Source organism: Bacillus sp. 22475 (assembly GCF_052044835.1).
GTDB lineage: Bacteria > Bacillota > Bacilli > Bacillales > Bacillaceae_G > Bacillus_A > Bacillus_A cereus.
The window spans coordinates 179465-204984 of sequence record NZ_JBQENW010000007.1 but is presented as its reverse complement, the minus strand read 5'-3'; the positions used below and the strand labels follow the sequence as shown (position 1 = coordinate 204984).

Here is a 25520-nt window from a genome sequence, read left to right as displayed (position 1 = left end):
ATATTTCATATTAATATTTTTATGTAGATTTAAAACGAGAAAGAGAGTGGAAAGTATGGGCCGTAAATGGAACAATATTAAAGACAAAAAAGCATCAAAAGATGCAAATACAAGCCGTATATACGCGAAATTTGGACGTGAAATTTATGTGGCGGCAAAACAAGGCGAGCCAGATCCAGAATCAAACCAAGCGCTTAGAGTCGTATTAGAACGTGCGAAAACATACAATGTACCAAGAACAATTATTGATCGTGCAGTTGAAAAAGCAAAAGGCGGTTCAGAGGAAAATTATGACGAGCTTCGTTATGAAGGATTTGGACCAAATGGAGCTATGGTTATTGTAGATACACTTACAAATAACGTAAACCGTACTGCAGCAGATGTACGAGCTGCATTTAGCAAAAACAGTGGTAACATGGGTGTAAACGGTTCTGTAGCTTACATGTTTGATGCGACAGCTGTTATCGGCCTTGAAGGTAAAACATCAGATGAAGTTCTTGAAATTTTAATGGAAGCAGATGTAGATGCACGTGACATTCTAGAAGAAGAAGATGCTGTTATCGTGTATGCTGAACCAGATCAATTCCATTCAGTACAATCTGCACTTAAAGGTGCTGGTGTTGAAGAATTTACAGTTGCAGAATTAACAATGCTTGCACAAAGTGATGTTACACTTCCTGAAGATGCTCAAGTACAATTTGAGAAAATGGTTGATGCATTAGAAGATTTAGAAGATGTACAACAAGTTTACCACAACGTAGACTTAGGAGAGTAATACGATGAAAGCCCCTTTTCGTTTAACGAATAGGGGCTTTTTTTTATGAAGTTAATTAAGGTGATGAATTATTAAAGGTATTTTGGTGTAGATAAGGAATATGCTTATAGGGATATATGAAATAACCATTATTTCTAGGAGGCTTAGTATGGAACATAAGACACCAAAGCATATAGTTGCCGTAGCAGGTTATTTAACAAATGAGAAAAATGAAGTGTTATTAACAAAGGTACACTGGCGAGCTGATACGTGGGAAATGCCAGGAGGACAGGTAGAAGAAGGAGAAGCACTCGATCAAGCTGTCTGTAGGGAAATAAAAGAGGAAACAGGGTTAACGGTGAAGTCTATCGGAATTACCGGGGTTTATTATAATGCCTCTATGCACATTCTAGCTGTTGTTTTTAAAGTAGCATATGTGAGTGGCGAAATCAAAATTCAACCTGAAGAAATACAAGAGGCTAAATTTGTTGATTTAAATGAAGAGAACATAGATGAGTATATAACGCGTCCTCATATGAAATCCAGAACGCTTGATGCAATGAGAGCAACACATTGTATTCCGTATGAAACGTGGGAAGTACAGCCATATAATTTAATAGGAAGATTGTAAAGAAAAGAGTAGCTGATTTGAGATACATTCAAATCACTACTCTTTTTTGTATACTGTTTAAGAAAAAGGTCAAAATAATAATAGTGTTAGTATTGATTTGTAGAACGTTTGTTCCGTATAATGTATATGTTATATACATTAAGATTACTAGATAGTCAAAAGTATATATATTTGTAGATGATATAATTAAAGTGTAAAGTGAAAATATAATAGCCTTAAGGCTTACTCTGTTATTGGTTATTCGTGATTGAATATAATCTATATTCTATATTCAATATTTCAGATGAATAGTAGATAAAAAAGGACTGTGATACAATACTTTTTTATCCCACTATTTGCTGGGCAGTAACCCTGATTGATGAGGGTTCATTAAAGTTTCACTTTATACCTTACAATGATGTAAGGTACGTGTAAGAGAAATCGATGGGATATTTTTTTACAACAATGTATTCTTAAAGTAAGAGTTATATGCTGTGTGGAAAAGAGGTGTTCAAGATGAAAGAACGAGTATTATCTAGGGTGAACTATCATCAAAAAGTTGCATTAAATCCAATGACTAAACTTTTTTATAAAGCCATTATATTATTATTATTGTTAAGTTGTACGTTATTATTCATTGGAAATGTAATGATTGAGAAAAGTGACATTAGTAAATTACATGTACCGGCTAAGTTAGAGGTGCCTGAATCATTAACACATGCATTTATTGCGACAGAAGATAAAAGATTTTATCATCATAACGGTTTAGATTATATAGCAATTATTAGGGCCTCTGTTGAGAATATAAAGGCTGGTGGTGTCGTGCAAGGAGGAAGCACGATTACACAGCAGCTATCTAAAAATGCTTTTTTAACTAATGAGCGTACATTTTCTCGTAAGTGGAAAGAGATTTTTTATACGAAAAAAATTGAACGCACATTTACGAAGGATGAAATTTTAAAATTATATGTAAGTAACATTTATTATGGTGAAGGAGCATGGGGAATTGAAAAAGCAGCAAACCTTTACTTCGGTAAAAAGGTGAACCAATTAACGTTGGCTGAAAGTGCAATGATGGCTGCTGTAGTAAAAGCACCTGCTTATTACTCACCTGCCCAAAATTATGATAAAGCAGTAGAGAGACGAAATGTTGTGTTGAGACTAATGGAGAAAGAAGGCTATATAAGCCATGATGAGTATGTTCAAGCAGTTAGTGAGAAATTAGTAATTCGTCATGATATAAAAATAGAGCAGTCGATGTTAAATAGTGCGCGTAAAAAAGCAGTAAGTTAAGAGAAGTTCCTACAGAGGAGCTTCTTTTTTTGAATAAATTGTGACAAATTGTGACACAATATCGTCACAATTATTGTGTTTTTGTAATTTATGTGAGCGTGTTCATTGCGTGACGTATATAAGTGTTGATATTATGTGTATTGTGTACAATGCTGTATACAGAATATGAAATTAAAGAGGAATGTATATGAAATCAAATAAACTCATGGCTCTTGGTATAGTTTTTTCTATCGCAGTATTGATTGTAATTGGAACAATTGCGTATAGCATCATAAATGACAAAAAAGATAAAGGGAATGAGATGTTTGCTTATTCTACGCAACAATCTTTAGGGAAAGATGATGCTCCAGTTAAGGTAGTTGAATTTGGAGACTTCAAATGTCCTGCTTGTCGTACTTGGGATGTAACAGTATTACCTCGATTAAAAGAGGAGTATATTGATAAAGGCAAAGTGCAGTTATATTTTATTAACTTCCCATTTATCGGAAAAGACTCGGATTTAGGTGCAGCAGCTGGTGAAGCAATTTATAAACAAGATAAAGATTCATTCTGGATTTTCTATGATGAGATTTATCAAAATCAAAAGAAAGATACGGAAGAATGGATTACAGAAGATTTGCTTCTTAGCATTGTGAAAGAGAAACTTCCAAAAGTTGATGTAGAGCAATTTAAGAAAGATTTACACAGTAAAGAAATTAAAGAAAAAGTACGTAAAGATTCAGATCGTGCTCAAAAATTAAAAGTTCAAGGTGCTCCTTCAGTATATGTAAACGGAAATCTTGCAAACCCTGATTTCGATAGTATGAAGAAGGCCATTGATAAAGAATTGAAAAAGTGATGAGATCTCTCATCACTTTTTCGACTTTTTTCGATAAAATTCTTGCCTCTATTTTTTTAACATGCTATACTACTTTACATAAGTTATTCTAATATTTTATATGTAATTCATATTTGCGGGTGTAGTTTAGTGGTAAAACAAGAGCCTTCCAAGCTCTGGTCGAGAGTTCGATTCTCTTCACCCGCTCCAAATTTTATTAAATGTTTTTCTATAAATTGTGATCAACGCAGTGTTTCGTTTCCGAGATAAACGAGGCATTGCGTTTTTTAATGTTTGAAAAATATAATTACATGCGAAAATAGAAGTAAATAATAGTATTCTAAAAGTGAATTACTAACCAATAAAGTCGTTACATAAGGGATGATGGATTCATCTGAGGAGGCGATTAAGAGTGGATTTTGAACAATTAAAGCAAGATGTAATTGCGTATAGTAAAACAATTGGCATAGATAAAATAGGCTTTGCGAGTGCTTCTCCTTTTGAAGAATTAAAGCAGCGCTTAATCCAGCAACAACAATTAAATTATCAATCTGGATTTGAAGAGCCTGATATAGAGAAGAGAACGAATCCGCAACTTTTATTACCGGGTGCTAAATCAATTATTGCGATTGCTTTAGCATATCCTTCAAAATTAAAAAATGCACCATTAAGTAAGCGTGGAGAACGCCGTGGAATTTTTTGCCGTGCTTCTTGGGGACAAGATTATCATCTTGTTTTACGAGATCGTTTGCAAAAATTAGAAGCATATTTAATTGAAAAACTTCCAGATATAGAAGTGAAGTCCATGGTTGATACAGGTGAATTAAGTGATCGAGCTGTATCAGAGCGTGCAGGCATTGGCTGGAGTGGGAAAAACTGTGCTATTATTACACCTGAATTCGGTTCGTACGTATACTTAGGGGAAATGATTACAAATGTTCCATTCCCGCCAGATAAGCCGATAGAAGATCAATGCGGGGGCTGTACGAAATGTATCGATATTTGTCCTACAGGTGCTTTAATACAGGGGGGACAGTTAGATTCGAAGAAGTGTATTGCGTTTTTAACACAGACGAAAGGATTCCTACCTGAAGAATATCGCGATAAAATAGGAAATCGTATATATGGATGTGATACGTGTCAGACTGTTTGCCCGAAAAACAAAGGAATGGATTTTCATAATCATCCTGAGATGGAGCCGGATCCTGAGCTAGTTAAACCATTATTAACGCCACTTTTAACAATTAGTAATCGTGATTTTAAAGAGAAATATGGGATTATGTCAGGGTCATGGAGAGGGAAAAAGCCACTGCAAAGAAATGCGATTTTAGCATTAGCACATTTTAAAGAAGCATCGGCAATTCCTGATTTAATTGGTGTTATGAAAGATGACCCAAGACCGGTATTGCGCGGAACGGCAGCATGGGCACTTGGGAAAATTGGGGGAGATGGAGTAGGCGAAGCGATTGAGAAAGCGATGGAACGTGAGAAAGATGAAGAAGTACTTCATGAAATGAATCGCGGGCTTGAATTGTTAGCACAGAAAAAAGAGTAGATAATATTTCCCTTTTTCATATTGTAATATGGGAGGGAAACGAAATGGCTGTAAAAATGAATATTGAAAAGCAAGTACAACAGTTTTTAGCATATATCACAGAGAAACGAACAGACGTGGATGGTATTGCTGAGGATTTACTACAAATGGCACAGAGAAAGAAACAATTGTTTCAAAGGCGTAGTGCACATATAGTGAAAGCAATTGCGGATGTTTCTTTCATTAGACAATTAAATAGTAATGACCATCAAGAAATTGATTATCAAATACATTTTAAATATTTAATTAAGCATAAAGAATTATTTTATATTGAAGAGGAACAATTAAAACGAAGAGTTTGTTTAAATAATAGTCGGATTATAGGCGATTATGATATTGAAGTGTCAGAAGAAATTAGAATGGGTGAGACATTAGAAAGGGAAATTACGAAAGAGAAGTACGGTTCTTATCAGTATAATCGTTTAGAGGCAGTGAAATATGCAGAGCGTTGGTGGGGTGACCGAAATCCTATGTATCGTAATTTCCCTGATAATTGTACGAATTTCATTTCTCAATGTCTTCATACTGGAGAAGTACCTATGAACGGATATCCTAATATTCGTAAAGGATGGTGGCAAAGGGAGAATCAGTGGAGTTGGAGCTGGGCTGTTGCACATTCTTTTTATTGGTATTTGTCAGGTGCTACAACAGGACTTCGAGCAGAGGCGGTAGAGAGGCCAGAAGAACTTATTCTTGGAGATGTTATTGCTTATGATTTCGAGGATGACGGAAGATGGAATCATACGACGATTGTAGTAGCAAAAGATGCAGATGGTATGCCGCTTGTAAATGCACATTCAGCGAATAGCCGTCGACGTTATTGGAACTATGAAGACTCTAGTAAATATACACCACGAATGAAATATAAATTCTTTCATATTATTAATGGGTAGAGATTTTTCGCTCAAGTGGTATAATACGTAGTAGACAAAAAACAGAGGTGAATATCGCGTGGGAGTACATGTTGTTTTATATCAGCCAGAAATTCCAGCAAATACAGGAAATATTGCTCGTACTTGTGCAGCAACTGGAACAGAATTACATTTGATTAGACCGCTTGGATTTTCAACGGATGATAAAATGTTAAAGCGTGCCGGATTAGATTATTGGCAGCACGTGAAAATTACGTATTATGATTCAATTGAAGAATTTTATGAAAAAAATAAAGATGGTGAATTCTTCTATTTAACGAAGTATGGCGAGAAAGCTCATACAGCGTTTGACTATAGCAAGCGCGAGAAGGATTACTATTTTGTATTTGGAAGAGAAACAAACGGCTTACCAGCTAATGTAATCGAAGAAAACTTTGATCATTGTTTACGTATTCCAATGACAGATAAAGTACGTTCATTAAATTTATCTAATACAGCAGCAATTTTAATTTATGAAGCATTCCGTCAACAAAATTACCCTGGATTAGATTTAGAAATCGTTTATTAAAAGTCGCCATATGGCGACTTTTTTTTATAAAATAAAAATAATATGTGATCATACGTTTAAAAGGGAGGACATAATCATATAGAATGGGATATATGATTAAAAATAGATAAGACGGGTTGAGATAAATATGAAGGAAGAATATAGTAATCAAAATACCTTTTTAAGTATGATAGATATGGATTTAATTAGACAAGGGTTATTACATGCTATTCAAGATTTAGTATTTATATTGAAAGTTATTGATGATGAAACGTTTAAATATATGTATGTGAATAAAATAGGAATGGATTATGCTAGGTTAAGTGAAGAGTGCTATGGAAAAACTTTTGCAGAAGTATTACCAAAAGATATAGCGGGGATATTGCAAAGGCAATATGAAAAAGTAGTGAGAGAAGCGAAAGCACACACTTTTTGTGATGTAGTCAAATTACCAAAAGGTGAGATACATTATGAATCTTCACTTAATCCTGTCTGCGATGAAGAAGGAATATGTCAATTTGTTATTTGTATTACAAGAGATATTACAGCTCAAATTGAGGAGAAGACAGAGATAGAGGAAAAACAAATGTTATTTAAGTCGTTACTGGAATATAATAATGACTCAATTATATCTATAGATTCTATAGGGAGAGTTACATATGCAAATCCGGCAACGTATGAAATATTTGGATACCGGTATGAGGAATTAAATAATAAATTTATTTTTGAATTTATTAATAAAGAATATGAAAAAGATTTTCAAATTATATTTAAGGGATCGATGCAAGGAAAAGCAAAACAAATTGTTTCAAAGAAATATGTTCATAAAGAAGGGTACGAGCTATATATTTCTTTGAGAACTATCCCGATTATTGTGAACGGTGAAATTGTTGGAGTGTATATCGTTACGAGAGATGTTACAAGGCAAGTATTAAATGAAATGCGAACAGAATATTTAGCTTACTATGACCAGTTAACGGGATTAATGAATAGAATTTCATGTACAAATAAGTTAAATACTTTTTTAAATGAGAGTATAAATTTTGCGCTTGTATTTATAGATTTGGATGAGTTTCATCTTATTAATGATACATTTGGTCATAAAGAGGGAGATAATGTATTACAAAAAGTTACAGAATGTTTAAGCAATCTAAAAATAGAAGGTATGCACTTATTTAGAGAACACGATGATCAATTTGTTATGTTGATAGAAAATATAACGAAAGAATGTGTAGAGGAAGTTGCAAAAAGCATACTGAAAAATATTAGTGAATATTTTGTAATCGAGAAAGAAGATGTATATTTAAGTGCGTCAATTGGAATTGTAATGGCTCCAGCAGATGGAGAAGATGAAAAAATACTATTTCAGAGAGTCGATGCTGCTTTAGAAAGAGCAAAAGACAAAGGAAAAGGACATTATCATTTTTATTGTAGTGGATTAGACTGTGAGCGTGAACAAAGGTTTATAATAGAAAACCAGTTACATCGTGCTATAGAAAAAAACGAGTTTTTCTTATATTATCAGCCACAAATTAATATTGAAACGAAAAAAATAGCTAGTATGGAAGCTTTAATAAGGTGGGAGAATAAGGAATTAGGATTTGTTTCTCCAAACCAATTTATTCCGTTGGCAGAAAGAACAGGATTTATTATTAAGCTCGATGAATGGGTAGTAAATCAAGTGTGTCAGCAACTGCGCGAATGGTTAAATAAAGGATATGAAGTGGTCCCAATTGCAGTTAATATTTCAGCTAGACACTTTCGCTCTATTACATTAATAGAGATGATTACACGGGCTTTAAATAAGTACAATGTACCAGCTTATTTATTAGCGATAGAGGTTACAGAAGGAGCTCTTATACATAAAGATATATCGAAGAGAGTGTTACTACAATTAAAAGAACAAAATTTAAAGATTCATTTAGATGATTTTGGAACAGGCTATTCATCTTTAAGTTACTTAAAAACATATCCAATTGATACTTTAAAAATTGATCGTTCTTTTATGGAAGGTATACATATAGATGAACGTGATACGAATATTACAGCTGCAATTATTCATTTAGCTCATACTTTAGAATTGAATGTAATTGCAGAGGGAGTAGAAAAAAAGGAGCAAATACAGTTTTTGAAAGAAAAGAATGTGAAGCTTGTACAAGGTTATTATTATAGCCGACCACTATCCAAATATGATATGGAAAATATGTATTATAAATAATGCATAAAAAAATGATGTGCTAAAAGCACATCATTTTTTATGTGTACCTGGTTTGTCATTGTAACCGGATGTAAAAATAGCTGTAAGAAATGTGAGTGATACACCTAAAATTAATAATAATTTCATACTAATATCCTCCTTACTTTTTTCGGTTCACGAGTTTTATTTATTACCCAAAATGTATGTAAGGCTCTTAGAAGAAAAGAATTTATTTATAATGAATAGCAGTGTAAAAACGTTAATACCTATATTATACAGAATTTTCTTTGAATTTTGGAGAGAATTTTAGCGTGCTATTATATATTTCGTTTTGATTTAAAGAATGTTTAAGGACATCCTAGCATACCTTTTATAATAATCCGATTGAACAAGGAGATGGGGGAGGAGCTATAATGGATATTCTAAAAAAGATTGAACAGCATCGAGCAGCAGAAGAACGTTTACAATGGGAAGGTACGTTTGCGGAGTATTTGGAGCTTGTGAAAGAAAGACCATGGGTGGCTCAAACAGCACACTCTCGCATTTACAATATGATAAAAGATGCCGGAATTGAAGAAGTTGATGGTAGAAGAAAGTATAACTTCTTTAGTAATCAGCTCTTTGGATTAGAGGATGCTCTAGAACGTCTTGTAGAGGAATATTTTCATCCATCTGCAAAACGATTAGATGTTAGAAAAAGAATTTTATTATTAATGGGTCCTGTTAGTGGAGGGAAATCAACGTTAGTTACGATGTTGAAACGAGGATTAGAAGCATATTCAAGAACAGATCGCGGAGCAATTTTTGCAATTAAAGGATGCCCAATGCATGAGGATCCACTGCATTTAATTCCACATCATTTACGAGATGATTTCTTTGATGAGTATGGAGTTAGAATTGAAGGGAATTTATCACCACTAAATGTCATGCGTCTAGAGCAAGAATACGGATCAAGAATTGAGGATGTAGTTGTAGAGCGTATTTTCTTCTCTGAAGATCGCCGTACAGGGATTGGTACATTTAGCCCATCTGATCCAAAATCACAGGATATTGCAGATTTAACAGGTAGTCTGGACTTTTCTACGATTGCAGAATATGGTTCAGAATCAGATCCGCGTGCGTATCGATTTGATGGAGAATTAAATAAGGCAAACCGAGGAATGATGGAGTTCCAAGAGATGTTAAAATGCGATGAGAAGTTTTTATGGCACTTATTATCGCTTACGCAAGAAGGGAATTTCAAAGCGGGAAGATTTGCGCTTATTTCAGCAGATGAATTAATTGTAGCGCATACAAATGAAACAGAGTATCGCTCATTTATAGCAAATAAGAAAAATGAAGCATTACACTCAAGAATTATTGTAATGCCAGTTCCTTATAATTTACGCGTAAGTGAAGAAGAACATATTTATGAAAAAATGATTCGTGAAAGTGATGTGTCGAATGTTCATATTGCACCACATACACTTCGCGTTGCAGCAATGTTCACTATTTTAACTCGTTTAAAAGATCCGAAGCGTCCGGATATTGATTTAATTAAAAAGATGCGTTTGTATGATGGAGAAACTGTAGAAGGTTATAATGCGATTGATGTAGAAGAATTACAACGCGAATATCAAGATGAAGGTATGAAGGGTATTGATCCTCGTTATGTCATTAACCGAATTTCGTCTACAATCATTCGAAAAGAGGTACCATCTATTAACGCGTTAGATGTACTTAGATCTTTAAAAGATGGGCTGGATCAGCATCCATCGATTAGTAATGAAGACCGTGAACGTTATATGAATTTCATCTCATTAGCGAGAAAAGAATACGATGAAATCGCGAAGAAAGAAGTACAAAAAGCGTTTGTTTATTCATATGAAGAATCAGCTAAGACGCTTATGGATAATTACTTAGATAACGTCGAGGCGTACTGCAATAAATCGAAATTACGTGATCCGTTAACAGGGGAAGAAATGAGTCCAGATGAAAAATTAATGCGCTCAATTGAAGAGCAAATTGGAATTTCAGAAAATGCTAAGAAAGCATTCCGTGAAGAGATTTTAATTCGCATTTCTGCTTATGCCCGTAAAGGAAAACGCTTTGACTATAATTCACATGAACGTCTTCGTGAAGCGATTCAGAAAAAACTATTTGCTGATTTAAAAGATATAGTGAAAATTACAACATCAACGAAAACACCAGACGAAAATCAGCTTAAGAAAATCAATGATGTTGTTGCGCGTTTAATTGATGAGCATGGCTATAATTCTTCTTCAGCAAATGAATTACTACGCTATGTAGGTAGCTTATTAAACCGATAGTTTGATAACAAAACGCTGTCTCTTGTATTTTGCGGGACAGCGTTTTATTATCCGTTCATATGTGTGTAAAGTGTCATACCTTGTCCAAATGTAATAAATTAAGATGCAATTTCATGAATTTATTGTCAATTATTTTTACAATATGCATATGATAGAGTAACCAACCATTCATACGAAAAAAGCCAACACAATACAATATGTTGCAAAGTAAAAATGTGTGCAACAATGCATTGTGTTTCTTTCTTATCAGTGGCTGAATATTTCTTTCTATTATGTGAGTGGCAAAATTTTGTTTAGGATGCTCGGGGTATTGTATGAAAAACGTTATAAATGTTTATGGGATGATTTTCTATGGGCAGTTACCTTTCAAATATTCTAGCTTGCACATTACAGAACAAAATTTGTAGCTTGCTGTTCATACAGGAAGACAATTACAGTAAGGAGGGAAAGGAATGGGCGAAGAAAATCAACCAAATTATACGATTTCACAGGAAAACTGGTCCCTCCATCGCAAAGGATATGACGACCAACAGCGCCATCAAGAAAAAGTACAAGAGGCAATTAAGAATAATTTACCCGATCTTGTAACAGAAGAAAGTATAGTTATGTCTAATGGCAAGGATGTTGTAAAAATACCAATTCGTTCTCTAGATGAATATAAGATTAGATACAATTATGATAAAAATAAACATGTTGGGCAAGGAAACGGTGACAGCAAAGTTGGTGATGTCGTTGCGAGAGATGGATCAGGTGGTCAAAAACAAAAAGGGCCAGGAAAAGGGCAAGGAGCAGGAGATGCAGCTGGGGAAGATTACTATGAAGCTGAAGTCTCTATTTTAGAATTAGAGCAAGCGTTTTTCAGAGAGTTAGAGCTGCCTAATTTAAAGAGAAAAGAAATAGATGAAAACCGGATTGAACATGTTGAATTTAATGACATTAGAAAAACAGGATTATGGGGAAATATCGATAAGAAACGAACAATGATATCCGCATATAAACGAAATGCGATGCGTGGTAAAGCATCTTTCCATCCAATTCATCAAGAAGATTTAAAGTTCCGCACTTGGAATGAAGTATTAAAGCCAGATTCAAAGGCTGTTGTCTTAGCGATGATGGATACGAGTGGATCGATGGGAATGTGGGAGAAGTATATGGCACGTAGCTTCTTTTTCTGGATGACAAGATTTTTACGCACAAAGTATGAAACAGTTGATATTGAATTTATTGCTCATCATACAGAAGCGAAAGTCGTTACAGAAGAAGAATTCTTTTCAAAAGGAGAAAGTGGTGGAACAATCTGCTCCTCCGTATACAAAAAAGCACTCGAGCTAATCGATAATAAATATTCACCAGACCGCTATAATATTTATCCATTCCATTTTTCAGATGGTGATAATTTAACATCAGATAATGCTAGATGTGTAAAGCTTGTGGAAGAATTAATGAAGAAGTGTAATATGTTTGGGTATGGGGAAGTGAACCAGTACAACCGCCATAGTACACTCATGTCAGCCTATAAAAATATTAAAGATGAAAACTTTAGATACTATATTTTAAAGCAAAAAGCAGACGTATTTCATGCGATGAAAAGCTTTTTTAGAGAAGAATCAGGTGAGAAAATGGCATAACCTCTTGTAAAGAGGTTCTTTTTTTGTAAACTTTTTATTTTTCTAGTTGACAATGATAATGAAAATCATTATCATTTATTCGAGAAATGATTACATTTCGAATTATATATTTTGGAGGAGATGTAAAGTTGAAACAAAATAAAAGAAAACGTATAAATGCAATGATTATAGCGGCGGCGTTATCACTTCCGTTTGCTGTTTATTCAACACCTGCTTTAGCGGCAGTAGCAATTGAGGCGAATAAAACTGGACAAGGTTTAGAAGATGGTACATATGACGCTGTTATTAAAGCGTATAAAGATAAAACGAATGAAGAGTCTATGGCAGCTGTTTATATAAAGGATCCGAAACTAACAATTGAGAATGGAAAGAAAATTGTAACAGCAACGTTAAGTGATAGTGATTTCTTTCAATACTTGAAAACAGAGGATATTCATACTCCAGGTGTGTTTCATGATGTGAAAGTAATATCAGAAGATAAAAAGAAAAATGGAACGAAAGTGATTCAGTTTGAAGTAGGGGAATTAGGAAAAAGGTATAATATGCGAATGCATATTTATATTCCAACAATGGCCTATGATAATAAGTACCAAGTACAGTTTGAAGTAAATACATTGAATTTAGAGAACAATGTTCCAGAAAAACAAAAGGAAAATAAAGAGGAGCAACAAGATGAAAACGGAAATGTAATATTAGATAAGCAATTACAAAAATATATTAATAAATATAACTTAAATAGAGATAATGTAGATGCGCCAATCACAAAGAAAGATTTATTACAAATTAAAACATTATCCATTTATTCAGGTAAAGGAATAAATGAAATAACTGGTTTAGAGTATATGACAAACTTAGAGAAGTTGACGTTACGAGAGTCTAATGTAAAAGACATATCAGCCATCTCGAAATTGAGAGGTTTGAAGTACGTTGATTTAACGTCTAATTCAATTGAAAGTATTCACCCAATTGAGCAGTTAGAGAATATTAATATGCTTTTTTTAAGAGATAATAAAATTTCTGATCTTACACCATTAAGTAAAATGAAAAAAATTAAAACATTAGATTTAATCGGTAATAACATTAAAGATATCCACCCATTATTTACATTATCAACTATGAAACAATTATACTTAGCAAATAATCAAATCAGTGATCTTACGGGAATTGATCGATTAAATAATGTGGAACTATTATGGATAGGGAACAATAAAATTAATAATGTTGAATCTATTAGTAAAATGAGTAATCTTATTGAACTAGAAATTTCTGATAGTGAAATAAAAGATATATCATCACTATCTCAATTAGGAAATTTACAAGTGCTGAATTTAGAAGAGAATTATATCTCTGATATATCGCCGTTGAGCACTTTAACAAATTTACATGAGATAAATCTTGGAGCAAATGAAATTTTTGACGTAAGGCCTGTTGAGGAATTAGGTAAGCGAATTTCAATTGACATTCAAAGACAAAAAATCTTTTTAAATGAAGCAAGTGTAGATGAAGAAATAAAAATCCCAGTATACAACCTTAAAGGAGAGCCACTTCAAAATATTAATCTACAAAGTGAGGGGGCTACTCTGAATAACGGATTTATAAAATGGAATAGTCCTGGAGAAAAAATATATGAATTTAAACTAGATACTAATTCTACTGAAAGTAAAATAAGATTTAATGGCACGGTTATACAGAATATAGTTGAAAAACAAAAAGAAAGTCAAAATGTAATTCTCGATAAAACTTTACAACAACATATTAATAAAGAGAATTTAGGTAGAGAGAATTTAAACGCTCCTATCACAAAAGAAGATTTATTACAGATTAAAAAATTAGAGATACTTAAAGAAAAAGGAAATGAGATAAAAGATATAACAGGTTTAGAATACATGACGAACTTAGAAAAACTCACTTTAGAAGGAGTAGGTCTGAAAAATATTGAGTTCATCTCAAACTTGAAACAATTGAATAATGTGAATGTATCTCATAATCAAATTGAAGATATAACACCACTATCTTCATTGGAAAATTTACAGTGGTTAAATCTTGCGGACAATCATATTAAAGATGTAACGGTTATTGGTTCCATGCTAAACTTATTTAGCTTAAATTTAGCTGGAAATGAGATTCGTGATGTAAGGCCGTTAATACAATTAGGTCAGTGGTTTACAATTGACGTGGGAAGACAAAATATCATTTTAAATGATGCAAAAATAAACGAAGAAATTCAAGTTCCTGTATATGATTTAGAAGGAGAAAGTATTGAAAATATTCAATTGGCAAGTGAGGGAGGGACGTTTAATAAAGGAGTAATAAAATGGAGTACCCCAGGTAAAAAGGTGTATAAATTTGATTTAGATTCTTATGAAATTAGCATAAGTTTTAACGGAACGGTAATCCAAAATATAGTTGAAAAAGAAGAAGTGACAGAACCAACAAAAGAAGTTGAAGAAGCGAAAGAAGAAGTAAAAGAGCCAACAAAAGAAGTTGAAGAAACGAAAGAAGAAGTGACAGAACCGATAAAAGAAGTTAAAGAAACAAAAGAAGAAGTGAAAGAACCGGTAAAAGAAGTTGAAGAAACAAAAGAAGAAGTAAAAGAACCGGTAAAAGAAGTTGAAGAAACAAAAGAAGAAGTGAAAGAACCGGTAAAAGAAGTTGAAGAAACAAAAGAAGAAGTAAAAAAGCCGGTAAAAGAAGTTGAAGAAGCAAAAGAAGAAGTGAAAGAACCAACAAAAGAAGTTGAAGGATTGAAAGAAAAAGTGAAAGAACCAATAAAAGAAGTTGAAGGATCGAAAGAAGAAGTGGACGAGCCAACAACAGGAGTTGAAGAGTCGAAAGCGGAGGTAAAAGAAACAGGAAAAGAAATTGAGGGTTCAAAAGAAGCAGTAAATCCATCCGAAGTAGTCCAAGAACAAAACATGAATAATCAAGTTGTGAAAGAAAATAAACCAGTTGCTAATAAACAGGAAGAAAGTAAGAAATCATTAGGAGCAACAGGTGGACAAGCGAATACATCAAAGTTACTTTCAGGCGTAGCATTAGTTCTTTCGGCACTGAGTATGTTTGTATTTAGAAAGAGATTATTTAAGAAGTAAATAACGTTTTATCTTATTATATTGTAAAATAATTATATAAGTTTTTGAGAAGACATTATCATGGCAGTTTCATTTTGAAATAGGCTTATGATAATGTCTTTTTTAAGGGGGATATAGATGGAGAAGGTGTTGGAGAGCGGTTATTACAAGGAGCAATTCAGTATATTTTCTCCTTTCAAGGGATGAGAGAGATAGAACTATGTTTGAATCCGAATAATGATGGTGCTATGAAGTTGTACAAGAAAGTAGGTTTTGAGGAGAAAGCATGTTTACAACACTATATAATAGAGTAAAAAACCCATTCTTATGAAAATTATATTTCATAAGAATGGGTTTTATTAATCTACTTTTCCCTCAGGTATTACGGATTTAGAAGTAATTTGAGGTGCTAATCGTTACATAACCTTCTTTATTTTTTGCGGAACTTCTTTTGCTTGTAAATTAACATCTTCTTTTCGAAGCTCCTTAAAGAGTGAAATAACCATAAGAACGACTACGATAGAAAATGGTAGCGCAGCAATTATAGCTGCTATTTGCAGTGCATTTAATCCTCCAGCTTGTAATAAAATAGCGGCAATTATCGCGATTGTTAATCCCCATATAAGTTTTAAACTATTTTTCGGTGATAAGCTTCCGTTACTCGTTTGCATTGAAACAACAAATGTTGCTGAATCAGCAGAAGTAACGAAAAATGTGGCTACTAAAATTAACCCGATAATCGTTAAAAATGTAGAGAATGGTAGATGTGAAATAACAGCAAATAATCCAATCTCTGTACCATTTTTTGCAATTTCATCAGCTATTCCAAGCGATTGGAACATTTCCATATGGATAGCGGTACCGCCAAATACTGCAAACCAAAATGTACAGATAAGAGTCGGGACTAATACAACTCCAAAAATAAATTCTTTTATTGTGCGCCCTTTAGAAATACGAGCGATGAATGTACCGACGAATGGAGACCAAGAAATCCACCATCCCCAATAGAAAATAGTCCAGTTTTCAATCCAAGAAGAAGATTTTTCATTAAATGCTCCTAAATTTAATCCCATACTAGGCAAAGCTCCAATATAAGAACCGAGTGTAGATGTGAAATATTTCATAATAAATACGGTTGGCCCTAAAAATAAAAAGGAGACGAGTAAAATACCTGCAAGAGAGAAATTCAAGTTACTCAAATATTTAATCCCACGATCTAAGCCAGTTTGTGCACTTGTTAAATATAAAATAGCGAAGATAGCTATAAGTACGAGCTGGGTAAGTAAAGTGTTATGAATGGAAGGGAATAAATAGCTTAATCCTCCAGCAATTTGTTGAGCACCAATCCCAACAGATGGTACAATGCCAAACACTGTGGCTAAAACAGCTAAAATATCAACTGTTTTTCCGATACGAGAATTTTTCGATCGATTAAATAATGGAGTAACTGTAGCCCCGATAGTGCTACCTTTTTGTTTGCGGAATGTGAAATATGCAATTGTTAAAGCGACCATTGCGTATAGTGACCACGGAAAGAGTCCCCAGTGGAAAAATGAATATTGCATAGCGAGTTTGGCGCTTTCTTCTGTACCTGCTTTTCCTGTTAATGGATCTGTAAAATGTGAAATCGGTTCAGCGATTCCATAAAAGAGGAGTCCAATTCCCATTCCTGCCCCAAACAACATGGATAGCCAAGATGGATAATTATATTTTGGCTTTTCTCCATCTTTACCAAGACGAATAGAACCGTACTTAGAAAATGCTAAATAAGCAGCCAAAATAATCATTGTAGTCATAAGTAGAGAGTAAAACCACCCAAATTTATTGAGGATAAATGAGTTTAAAGAAGATGTAACACTTTGTAAATCGTAGCCTTGTATCCAACTTGCTGGGGTAATTCCCCATATAATGAATAATGTTGTTAGCAAGAAGGAGATATAAAATACACTGTTTTCTTTTTTTATCATAGAATCCCACCCTTATTTAATAAAGTTAACAATTATAATAATCATAACAATTAAGTTTTTAATTGTCAAAAAATTCCCCTTTTTATAACGTGAAAGGATGTAATTTGTTTTAGGGAGGTAAAGAGCAATGCGTTCACGATATGTACAAATTATAGGAAGAAATAATATGAAATATTGCATTTTATATTGTTACATCCAGATTTTATGTTAAATTCTTGAATGGAATATTAAAATAGGGGGCAAGGATATGAACAAGAAATCAAAGATCAATAAAGTGATGCTTAGCATTAGTACAATGGCTTTATCGTTAGGGGCACTTCAAACTCATGCAGCAGCGGAAGAAAAAGTACCGTATAACGTGTTGAAAACGAAACCGGTTGGAATTGAAAAGTCGGTAGAGGAAGTTGGACATATTTCAAAAGTTGATGAAACTTTATCATTTCAAGAACGTTTAAAAGTAGGAGATTTTTCACAGCGACCAGCATCTATTACGAAGAAAACTGCAGTAAAGCAAGTTAAAGAAAGCTATTCAATGGCTGATTTAAACAAAATGAATGATCAAGAATTAGTTGAAACGTTAGGCAGTATTAAGTGGCACCAAATTACAGACTTATTTCAGTTTAATGAAGATGCAAAGGCTTTTTATAAAGATAAAGGAAAAATGCAAGCCATTATAGATGAATTAGCTCATAGAGGTAGTACATTTACGAAAGATGATTCAAAAGGAATTCAAACGTTTACTGAAGTGTTGCGTTCAGCTTTTTATCTTGCATTTTATAATAGTGAATTAAGCGACTTAAATGAAAGAAGCTTCCAGGATAAATGTTTACCTGCTTTAAAAGCAATCGCAAAAAATCCAAACTTTAAGCTTGGTACAGTTGAACAAGATACAGTCGTATCTGCATACGGTAAATTAATTAGTAATGCTTCAAGCGATGTTGAAACGGTTCAATACGCATCGAATATTTTAAAGCAATACAATGATAATTATACTACTTATGTAAATGATCGAATGAAGGGACAAGCAATATACGATATTATGCAAGGTATTGACTATGATATACAGTCGTACTTAACTGAGGCTCGTAAAGAAGCGAATGAAACGATGTGGTATGGAAAAGTAGATGGGTTTATTAATGAAATAAATCGTATTGCTCTTCTAAATGAAGTAACGCCAGAAAATAAATGGCTCGTTAATAATGGCATTTATTTTGCTAGCCGTTTAGGGAAGTTTCATAGCAATCCAAATAAAGGATTAGAGGTTGTTACACAAGCAATGCATATGTGCCCGCGCTTAAGTGAACCGTATTTTGTTGCGGTAGAACAAATTACAACAAATTATAATGGTAAAGATTATAGCGGGAATACAGTAGATTTAGAGAAAATACGTAAAGAAGGAAAAGAGCAATACTTACCAAAAACGTATACATTCGACGATGGATCAATTGTGTTCAAAACAGGAGATAAAGTATCAGAAGAAAAAATTAAGAGACTATATTGGGCTGCGAAGGAAGTAAAGGCACAGTATCATCGTGTAATTGGAAATGACAAAGCGTTAGAGCCAGGAAATGCGGATGATGTATTAACGATTGTAATTTATAATAGTCCAGATGAATATCAGTTAAATAGACAATTGTATGGATATGAAACAAACAATGGTGGAATTTATATTGAAGAGACAGGTACATTCTTTACATATGAGCGTACACCAGAGCAAAGTATTTATAGTTTAGAAGAGTTATTCCGTCATGAATTTACTCATTACCTGCAAGGAAGATATGAAGTACCAGGTCTATTTGGAAGAGGAGATATGTATCAAAATGAAAGGTTAACTTGGTTCCAAGAAGGAAATGCAGAGTTTTTCGCAGGATCTACTCGTACGAATAACGTTGTACCAAGAAAGAGTATAATTAGCGGATTATCATCTGATCCTGCAAGCCGTTATACAGCAGAGCGTACACTATTTGCTAAATACGGTTCTTGGGATTTCTATAATTACTCGTTCGCATTGCAGTCTTACTTATATACGCATCAGTTTGAAACATTTGATAAAATTCAAGATTTGATTCGTGCGAATGACGTGAAAAATTATGATGCATATCGTGAAAATCTAAGTAAAGATCCTAAGTTAAATAAAGAGTATCAAGAGTATATGCAGCAGTTAATTGATAATCAAGATACATACACTGTACCAGAAGTAGCTGATGATTATTTAGCTGAACATGCAACAAAGTCATTAACAGTGGTGAAGAAAGAAATTAGTGATACGTTGCCTATGAAAGATACAAAAATGACAAAACATAATTCTCAATTCTTTAATACATTTACATTAGAAGGTACGTATACAGGAAGTGTCACAAAAGGTGAATCAGAAGATTGGAAAGCGATGAGTAAAAGAGTAAATGAATCTTTAGAACAATTGGCGCAAAAAGAATGGAGTGGCTACAAAACTGTTACAGCTTACTTCGTTAATTATCGTGTGAATAGTTCAAATGAATTTGAATATGATGTAGTCTTCCATGGAATTGCGAAAGATGATGGAGAAAATAAAGCTCCAACAGTTAATATAAATGGCCCTTATAATGGGCTTGTAAAAGAGGGAATTCAATTTAAAAGTGATGGTTCAAACGATGAAGATGGAAAAATTGTTTCTTATTTATGGGAACTTGGAGATGGAAGCACAAGTGCAGAAGTGAATCCAGTACATGTATATGAAAAAGAAGGTTCTTATAAAGTATCGTTAAGAGTAAAAGACGATAAAGGAAAAGAGAGCAGAAGCGAAACAACTGTTACGATTAAAGATGGAAGTTTAACAGAATCAGAACCAAATAATCGTCCAGAGGAAGCAAATCGTATCGAGCTAAATAGTAAGATAAAAGGTGGTCTTATTGGCGGGGACCACACTGATGTTTATACATTTAATGTAGCATCAGCGAAAGATATCGACATTTCTGTTTTAAATGAGTATGGAATTGGGATGACATGGGTACTTCACCATGAATCAGATATGCAAAATTATGCGGCTTACGGTCAAGCTAATGGGAATCATATAGAAGCAAAATTTAATGCAAAACCAGGTAAGTATTACTTGTATGTATATAAATATGATAATGGCGATGGAACATACGAATTGTCAGTAAAATAAGCGCTTTTCCAATGTATGTTTAACTTTACTTTTTGTGGAAAATAGTATATTATATAGATATATAATATATCGGTTATTTTCTAGGAGGAGCCTGTCACAATAGGTTTCTCCTGTTCTTTTTTAGAGGCCTGTCTTACAGGCTTTTATTTAAAAGGGAAATAACTGAAAATTAAGAACGATAATCTTTGAAAGAGGTGGGGCATACACATAACAAAAAAGGGATTGTTTAAGAGAGGGGGATAAGAAATGGCTTTGTTTGGTTATCCACTTGAAACAATTTATTTATATGGATTTATTATTGCTACTATACTCACTGTTATTTATATCTTTTTTGGAGATATATTTGAATCGATATTTAGTTTTGGGGGCGGATCTGTATCCGTTGTTACTTTATTACTTAGTTTTTTCGCCATGTTATGTGGACTTAGTTATATAGGAGAATATTTATTTTCCTTTAATAGCATTCTTATTTTGGGGGCTGCATTTGCTATATCTTTTATCGGTGTTTTCATCATGAAAATACTAATTTTAAAACCGATTGCAGAAGCAGAACAAAATACCGTACAACGTATGGATGAATTTATCGGTTGTAAAGGAGAAGTCATTACGACAATTCCTACAGAAGGATTTGGTGAAGTATTAATTTCATCCCAATTTGGAAGTAATGCAATCCCAGCTAAAACTGTTGGAAAAAAAGATATTTCGCAAGGAACAGAGGTTATTATCGAGGGAGTCCAAGATGGTGTTTTACTTGTACAAAACATCGCTTATTCTTTAAAGAAACCAAAATTATAAGGGGGAATTTACATGACGATTCCATTAATTATCGGTGGAGTTTTACTCGCAATTTTAATTCTACTCATTTTAGTATTTATTACGAAGTATCGTACGGTTGGTCCGGATGAAGCGTTAATTGTTACAGGGAACTGGCTTGGTGGAGGAAAGAATGTAGTTACCACTGATGATGGAAAGAAGATTAAGATTATTCGCGGGGGCGGTACTTTCGTAGTTCCAATTATGCAAAGAGCAGAGCCTTTAAGCTTATTAAACTATAAATTAGAAGTTGGTACACGTGATACGTATACGAAACAAGGTGTACCGATCACAGTAAACGGTGTTTCTATTATTAAAGTGGGATCAACAATTGAAGAAGTTTCCACAGCAGCTGAACAATATTTAGGAAAAGAAACAGAAGAGTTAAAAATAGAAGCAAAAGAAGTTTTAGAAGGGCATCTCCGTGCTATCTTATCTTCTATGACAGTAGAAGATGCGTATAGTAATAGAGAGCAATTTGCTCAAAAGGTACATGAAGTAGCGTCTACAGATTTAAAGAAGATGGGACTTCGCATTGTTTCTTTCACAATTAAAGAAATAATGGATAAAAACGGATACTTAGATGCGCTTGGTCAGCCGCAAATTGCGACAGTTAAGCGTGATGCAACAATTGCGAATGCAGAGCGTGAAAAAGAAGCACGTATTGAAAAAGCACGTGCTGAAAAAGAGGCAAAAGAAGCAGAATATCAACGTGATGCACAAATCGCTGAAGCTGAAAAACATAAAGAATTAAAAGTACAGTCTTATAAGAGAGAACAAGAACAAGCGCGTGCAGATGCGGATCTTTCTTACGAATTACAACAAGCGAAAGCACAACAAGGTGTTACAGAAGAGCAAATGCGCGTTAAAATCATTGAGCGTGAAAAGCAAATTGAGTTAGAAGAAAAAGAAATTGCGCGTCGTGAAAAGCAATATGATGCAGAAGTTAAGAAAAAAGCCGATGCAGATCGCTATGCTGTTGAGCAATCAGCGGAAGCAGAAAAAGTAAAACAAATTAAAAAAGCCGATGCGGATCAATATAAGATTGAAGCAGAAGCGAGAGCACGTGCAGAAGAAGTACGTGTAGAAGGTTTAGCGAAGGCGGAAATTGAAAAAGCACAAGGTCAAGCGAAAGCGGAAGTACAAAAAGCGCAAGGTACAGCAGAGGCAGATGTTATTAGATTAAAAGGTTTAGCAGAAGCAGAAGCGAAACAAAAAATCGCAGAAGCATTTGAATTATATGGTCAAGCGGCAATTATGGATATGGTTCTTAAAATGCTTCCAAGTTATGCGAAGGAACTTGCAAGTCCGCTTAGTAATATTGATAAAATCACAGTTGTCGATACAGGCGGCGGTGGTAAAAATAGCGGGGCCGGAAAAGTTGCGGGTTATGCGACTGATTTAATGGCAACGATGCAAGAAACGTTAAAAGCTTCTTCTGGCATTGACTTAAAAGAGCTATTAGAAGGATTTGCAGGAAAAGGAGCGGTACAACAATTATCAAGTGATAAACCTGTTGTATCTGTAGTAGAAGATGAGAAAAAAGAAGTAGAAAAAGATAAAGATAAAGAATAGTAAGGTGGAAAGAACCTCTAGTAAGTGAAATACTAGAGGTTCTCCTATGAATTATAATATTTCGAATAATATACATTTTTATACATTGTTTTAATTATTTAATTTATATAGAATGAAAAAGATATGTATCAATTCTTTAGATGTATAAAAAGATAGAGAGTCTCATCGATACATTTAAATCGTATTATTTTTATAGAAAGATTAAATGTTAATTAATTACATTTAAAACGGTATGGAGGGGTAGAAGTATGTTTCAAGGGAAATTAAGGAGTAGTAGTTTAAAAACAAAGTTACTTGTATCATTTATTATTATTTTAATTCTTCCAAGTATTGTAATTGGTTGGACGTCTTATCAACAGGCGAAGACGAATTTTAATGAAACAATTTTAAACTCGGCGAAAGATAATATAAAAATTTTGGATAATGTAATTAATAAGGAATTGGATAGTAAAAAAATAGATGCAACTTATTTTACGAAATTATTTACACAATCAAGTTACCAAGCAGATCAAATTCAAAACATACAAAATAAACTAGAAGAATACAATAAACTGCATCCAGAAATGGAAGCAATCTATACAGGATCTAGTAATGGACAGTTCATTCAATCACCAGTTATTCAGATGCCAGATGGATATAATCCTACAGAAAGAGATTGGTATAAAGAGGCAGTGAAGAAAAGCGGAGAAGTAATTGTAACTGCTCCATATAAGTCAAAAACGACAGGCAATATTGTTATTACACTAGCAAAACAAAACGAGGATAAAAGTGGAGTTCTTGGGATTGACTTAATCATTAATGATATCGTTACTACTTCCAAGATGGTTAATATCGGTAAGGAAGGATATGTAGCGATATTTGATCAAGATAAAAATGTAGTAGCGCACCCGAAAATGAAGCCAGGAGAGAAATTAGAAGAGAAACTTAGTAAAGAATTGTATAAACAGGAAGCTGGGGATTTTCATTATTCATTAGATGGTGAAGATCGCAATATCACTTTTAAAACGAATAAGAAAACTGGATGGAAAATAGCAGGAATTATGCCTTCCAAAGAAATTATCGAAGCGGCTGAACCTATTTTCTATAAAACAATAACTGTTCTTGGAATTTCACTAATAATCGGTGGGATTGTAATTTACTTCATAATTGCGTCTATTATTAAACCATTAAAACAACTTGTCATATCATCGAAGAAGATTAGTGAAGGTGATTTAACAGAATCAATTACAGTTCATTCTAAAGATGAAATTGGACAGCTAGGAGAAAGTTTTAACGAGATGGCCGCATCGTTACAAAGTGTCATTTCCAATATAAACACTTCAGCAAGTCATGTAGCGGCATCTTCAGAAGAATTAACAGCTAGTATGAAGCAGACAAGCGAAGCAACGGAACAAATTACACAGGCTATAGAGCAAGTATCAAGTGGTGCAGAAATACAAACGAAAGAAGTTGAAGAAGGAGCAACATTGTTAGAAGAAGTTACAGAAGGAATTCAGCGTGTTGCAGATAGTTCTTCATTAGTATCTACAGCCTCTATGTATACGAAGAAAAAAGCTGAAAATGGTGGGAAGTTAGTTGAACAAACTGTGAATCAAATGCAATTAATTCATGAGTCTGTTTCACAGTCAGACAAAATCATTGGTTTGTTAGACGATAAGTCGAAACAAATTGGAGCAATCCTTGAAGTAATTCAACATATTGCAGAACAGACAAATTTATTAGCGTTAAATGCGGCAATTGAGGCTGCGAGAGCTGGAGAGCAAGGTAGAGGATTTGCAATTGTAGCAGATGAAGTGCGAAAGCTAGCAGAACAATCAGGACAGTCTTCTACGGAAATTGGGAAACTAGTGAAAGAGATTCAATTTGATATAAAAGAAACAGTAAGCTCTATGAATCAAGTTGGAGCAGAAGTACAATCAGGACTTGTAGTTGCAAATGAAACGAAGCAAAGCTTTGTCGAAATATTGAAGTCTACAAATGATACAGTTTTACAAATTGATAGCATGGTAGATGTAGCAAAACAAATGACGGTAGATGCAAAACAAGTAAGTGCATCTATTAATGAAATTGCAGCTACAATTGAAGAAAATGCAGCAAGCGTTCAAAATATTGCTGGTTCCTCAGAAGAACAATTAGCTTCAGTAGATGAAATAAATGCAGCAGCAGTCCATTTATCACAAATGGCAGAAGAATTACAAGAGATGATTAGTAAGTTTAAAGTGTAATAACGAATGTTAAGAAACGAGGTAATAATTTTACTTCGTTTCTTTTTTTATGAGAAGAAAAAGAAAGAAATATAGAGTAACCGTGTTATGATTAAGTATAGTT

16 protein-coding genes, 1 tRNA gene and 2 pseudogenes are annotated in these 25520 nt (G+C 33.7%); 18 read left to right on the top strand and 1 reads right to left on the bottom strand.

Features of this window, described 5'->3' with window-relative positions; genetic code table 11:
• Positions 1–55: 55 nt before the first annotated feature.
• The 13 genes and pseudogenes from ACTJJY_RS14100 to ACTJJY_RS14040 all read left to right on the top strand — a co-directional run.
• Positions 56–775 carry a YebC/PmpR family DNA-binding transcriptional regulator gene (locus ACTJJY_RS14100; RefSeq protein WP_000532949.1) on the top strand — a complete coding sequence of 240 codons (720 nt, stop codon included), beginning with the start codon at positions 56–58 and terminating at the stop codon, positions 773–775.
• A gap of 148 nt (positions 776–923) precedes the next feature.
• Complete coding sequence (locus ACTJJY_RS14095) at positions 924–1385, top strand: NUDIX hydrolase (protein WP_440605767.1); 462 nt, start codon at positions 924–926, stop codon at positions 1383–1385.
• A 495-nt stretch (positions 1386–1880) separates the two neighbouring features.
• Positions 1881–2657, top strand: a complete 777-nt coding sequence (locus ACTJJY_RS14090; RefSeq protein WP_000664715.1) for a transglycosylase domain-containing protein — start codon at positions 1881–1883, stop codon at positions 2655–2657.
• A 187-nt stretch (positions 2658–2844) separates the two neighbouring features.
• A complete protein-coding gene (locus ACTJJY_RS14085) occupies positions 2845–3495 on the top strand; it encodes a DsbA family protein (protein WP_053565313.1) in 651 nt (216 codons plus the stop codon).
• A 115-nt stretch (positions 3496–3610) separates the two neighbouring features.
• A tRNA-Gly gene (locus tag ACTJJY_RS14080) sits at positions 3611–3684 on the top strand.
• Positions 3685–3886: 202 nt separating this feature from the next.
• Complete coding sequence (gene queG, locus ACTJJY_RS14075) at positions 3887–5029, top strand: tRNA epoxyqueuosine(34) reductase QueG (RefSeq protein ID WP_000345209.1); 1143 nt, start codon at positions 3887–3889, stop codon at positions 5027–5029.
• 44 nt (positions 5030–5073) lie between these two features.
• Positions 5074–5961 carry an amidase domain-containing protein gene (locus ACTJJY_RS14070; RefSeq protein ID WP_440605766.1) on the top strand — a complete coding sequence of 296 codons (888 nt, stop codon included), beginning with the start codon at positions 5074–5076 and terminating at the stop codon, positions 5959–5961.
• A 58-nt stretch (positions 5962–6019) separates the two neighbouring features.
• On the top strand, positions 6020–6508 hold the full coding sequence (gene trmL, locus ACTJJY_RS14065; protein WP_000538147.1) for a tRNA (uridine(34)/cytosine(34)/5-carboxymethylaminomethyluridine(34)-2'-O)-methyltransferase TrmL: 489 nt from the start codon (positions 6020–6022) through the stop codon (positions 6506–6508).
• A 127-nt stretch (positions 6509–6635) separates the two neighbouring features.
• On the top strand, positions 6636–8705 hold the full coding sequence (locus ACTJJY_RS14060) for a sensor domain-containing protein (protein WP_440605765.1): 2070 nt from the start codon (positions 6636–6638) through the stop codon (positions 8703–8705).
• 392 nt (positions 8706–9097) lie between these two features.
• Complete coding sequence (locus tag ACTJJY_RS14055) at positions 9098–10993, top strand: PrkA family serine protein kinase (protein WP_377825923.1); 1896 nt, start codon at positions 9098–9100, stop codon at positions 10991–10993.
• A gap of 452 nt (positions 10994–11445) precedes the next feature.
• Positions 11446–12621, top strand: coding sequence for a sporulation protein YhbH (gene yhbH, locus ACTJJY_RS14050; protein WP_000503516.1), 1176 nt, complete (start codon positions 11446–11448; stop codon positions 12619–12621).
• A gap of 128 nt (positions 12622–12749) precedes the next feature.
• Positions 12750–15713, top strand: a complete 2964-nt coding sequence (locus ACTJJY_RS14045) for a leucine-rich repeat domain-containing protein (protein ID WP_440605764.1) — start codon at positions 12750–12752, stop codon at positions 15711–15713.
• Between the two features lie 122 nt (positions 15714–15835).
• Positions 15836–16006 (top strand): annotated as a pseudogene (locus ACTJJY_RS14040) (GNAT family N-acetyltransferase); the annotation flags it as partial.
• A gap of 102 nt (positions 16007–16108) precedes the next feature.
• Here ACTJJY_RS14040 and opuD read toward each other — a convergent pair.
• Complete coding sequence (gene opuD, locus ACTJJY_RS14035) at positions 16109–17659, bottom strand: glycine betaine transporter OpuD (protein ID WP_440605763.1); 1551 nt, start codon at positions 17657–17659, stop codon at positions 16109–16111.
• A 247-nt stretch (positions 17660–17906) separates the two neighbouring features.
• Here opuD and colA point away from each other — a divergent pair, with 247 nt between their 5' ends.
• The 5 genes and pseudogenes from colA (at position 17907) to ACTJJY_RS14010 (ending at position 25417) form a co-directional block, all read left to right on the top strand.
• The gene (gene colA, locus ACTJJY_RS14030; protein WP_440605762.1) at positions 17907–20804 is read left to right on the top strand and encodes a collagenase ColA; all 2898 of its coding nucleotides are present in this window, start codon (positions 17907–17909) and stop codon (positions 20802–20804) included.
• Between the two features lie 246 nt (positions 20805–21050).
• On the top strand, positions 21051–21599 hold the full coding sequence (locus tag ACTJJY_RS14025) for an NfeD family protein (protein ID WP_440605761.1): 549 nt from the start codon (positions 21051–21053) through the stop codon (positions 21597–21599).
• A gap of 12 nt (positions 21600–21611) precedes the next feature.
• Complete coding sequence (locus ACTJJY_RS14020; RefSeq protein WP_098379449.1) at positions 21612–23192, top strand: flotillin family protein; 1581 nt, start codon at positions 21612–21614, stop codon at positions 23190–23192.
• Between the two features lie 248 nt (positions 23193–23440).
• Positions 23441–24475 (top strand): annotated as a pseudogene (locus ACTJJY_RS14015) (HAMP domain-containing protein); the annotation flags it as partial.
• Positions 24470–25417: a methyl-accepting chemotaxis protein gene (locus tag ACTJJY_RS14010; protein WP_423249892.1), complete on the top strand. Its 948-nt coding sequence runs from the start codon at positions 24470–24472 to the stop codon at positions 25415–25417. The pseudogene ACTJJY_RS14015 and the gene ACTJJY_RS14010, both read left to right, overlap by 6 nt.
• Positions 25418–25520 lie beyond the last annotated feature (103 nt).

Coding starts and splice junctions, on each gene's coding strand:
- ACTJJY_RS14100 (WP_000532949.1), top strand. CDS start 56: ATGGGCCGTAAATGGAACAATATTAAAGACAAAAAAGCATCAAAAGAT.
- ACTJJY_RS14095 (WP_440605767.1), top strand. CDS start 924: ATGGAACATAAGACACCAAAGCATATAGTTGCCGTAGCAGGTTATTTA.
- opuD (WP_440605763.1), bottom strand. CDS start 17,659: ATGATAAAAAAAGAAAACAGTGTATTTTATATCTCCTTCTTGCTAACA.
- colA (WP_440605762.1), top strand. CDS start 17,907: ATGAACAAGAAATCAAAGATCAATAAAGTGATGCTTAGCATTAGTACA.
- yhbH (WP_000503516.1), top strand. CDS start 11,446: ATGGGCGAAGAAAATCAACCAAATTATACGATTTCACAGGAAAACTGG.
- ACTJJY_RS14085 (WP_053565313.1), top strand. CDS start 2,845: ATGAAATCAAATAAACTCATGGCTCTTGGTATAGTTTTTTCTATCGCA.
- ACTJJY_RS14010 (WP_423249892.1), top strand. CDS start 24,470: ATGGCCGCATCGTTACAAAGTGTCATTTCCAATATAAACACTTCAGCA.
- ACTJJY_RS14055 (WP_377825923.1), top strand. CDS start 9,098: ATGGATATTCTAAAAAAGATTGAACAGCATCGAGCAGCAGAAGAACGT.
- ACTJJY_RS14020 (WP_098379449.1), top strand. CDS start 21,612: ATGACGATTCCATTAATTATCGGTGGAGTTTTACTCGCAATTTTAATT.
- ACTJJY_RS14090 (WP_000664715.1), top strand. CDS start 1,881: ATGAAAGAACGAGTATTATCTAGGGTGAACTATCATCAAAAAGTTGCA.
- ACTJJY_RS14025 (WP_440605761.1), top strand. CDS start 21,051: ATGGCTTTGTTTGGTTATCCACTTGAAACAATTTATTTATATGGATTT.
- ACTJJY_RS14060 (WP_440605765.1), top strand. CDS start 6,636: ATGAAGGAAGAATATAGTAATCAAAATACCTTTTTAAGTATGATAGAT.
- ACTJJY_RS14070 (WP_440605766.1), top strand. CDS start 5,074: ATGGCTGTAAAAATGAATATTGAAAAGCAAGTACAACAGTTTTTAGCA.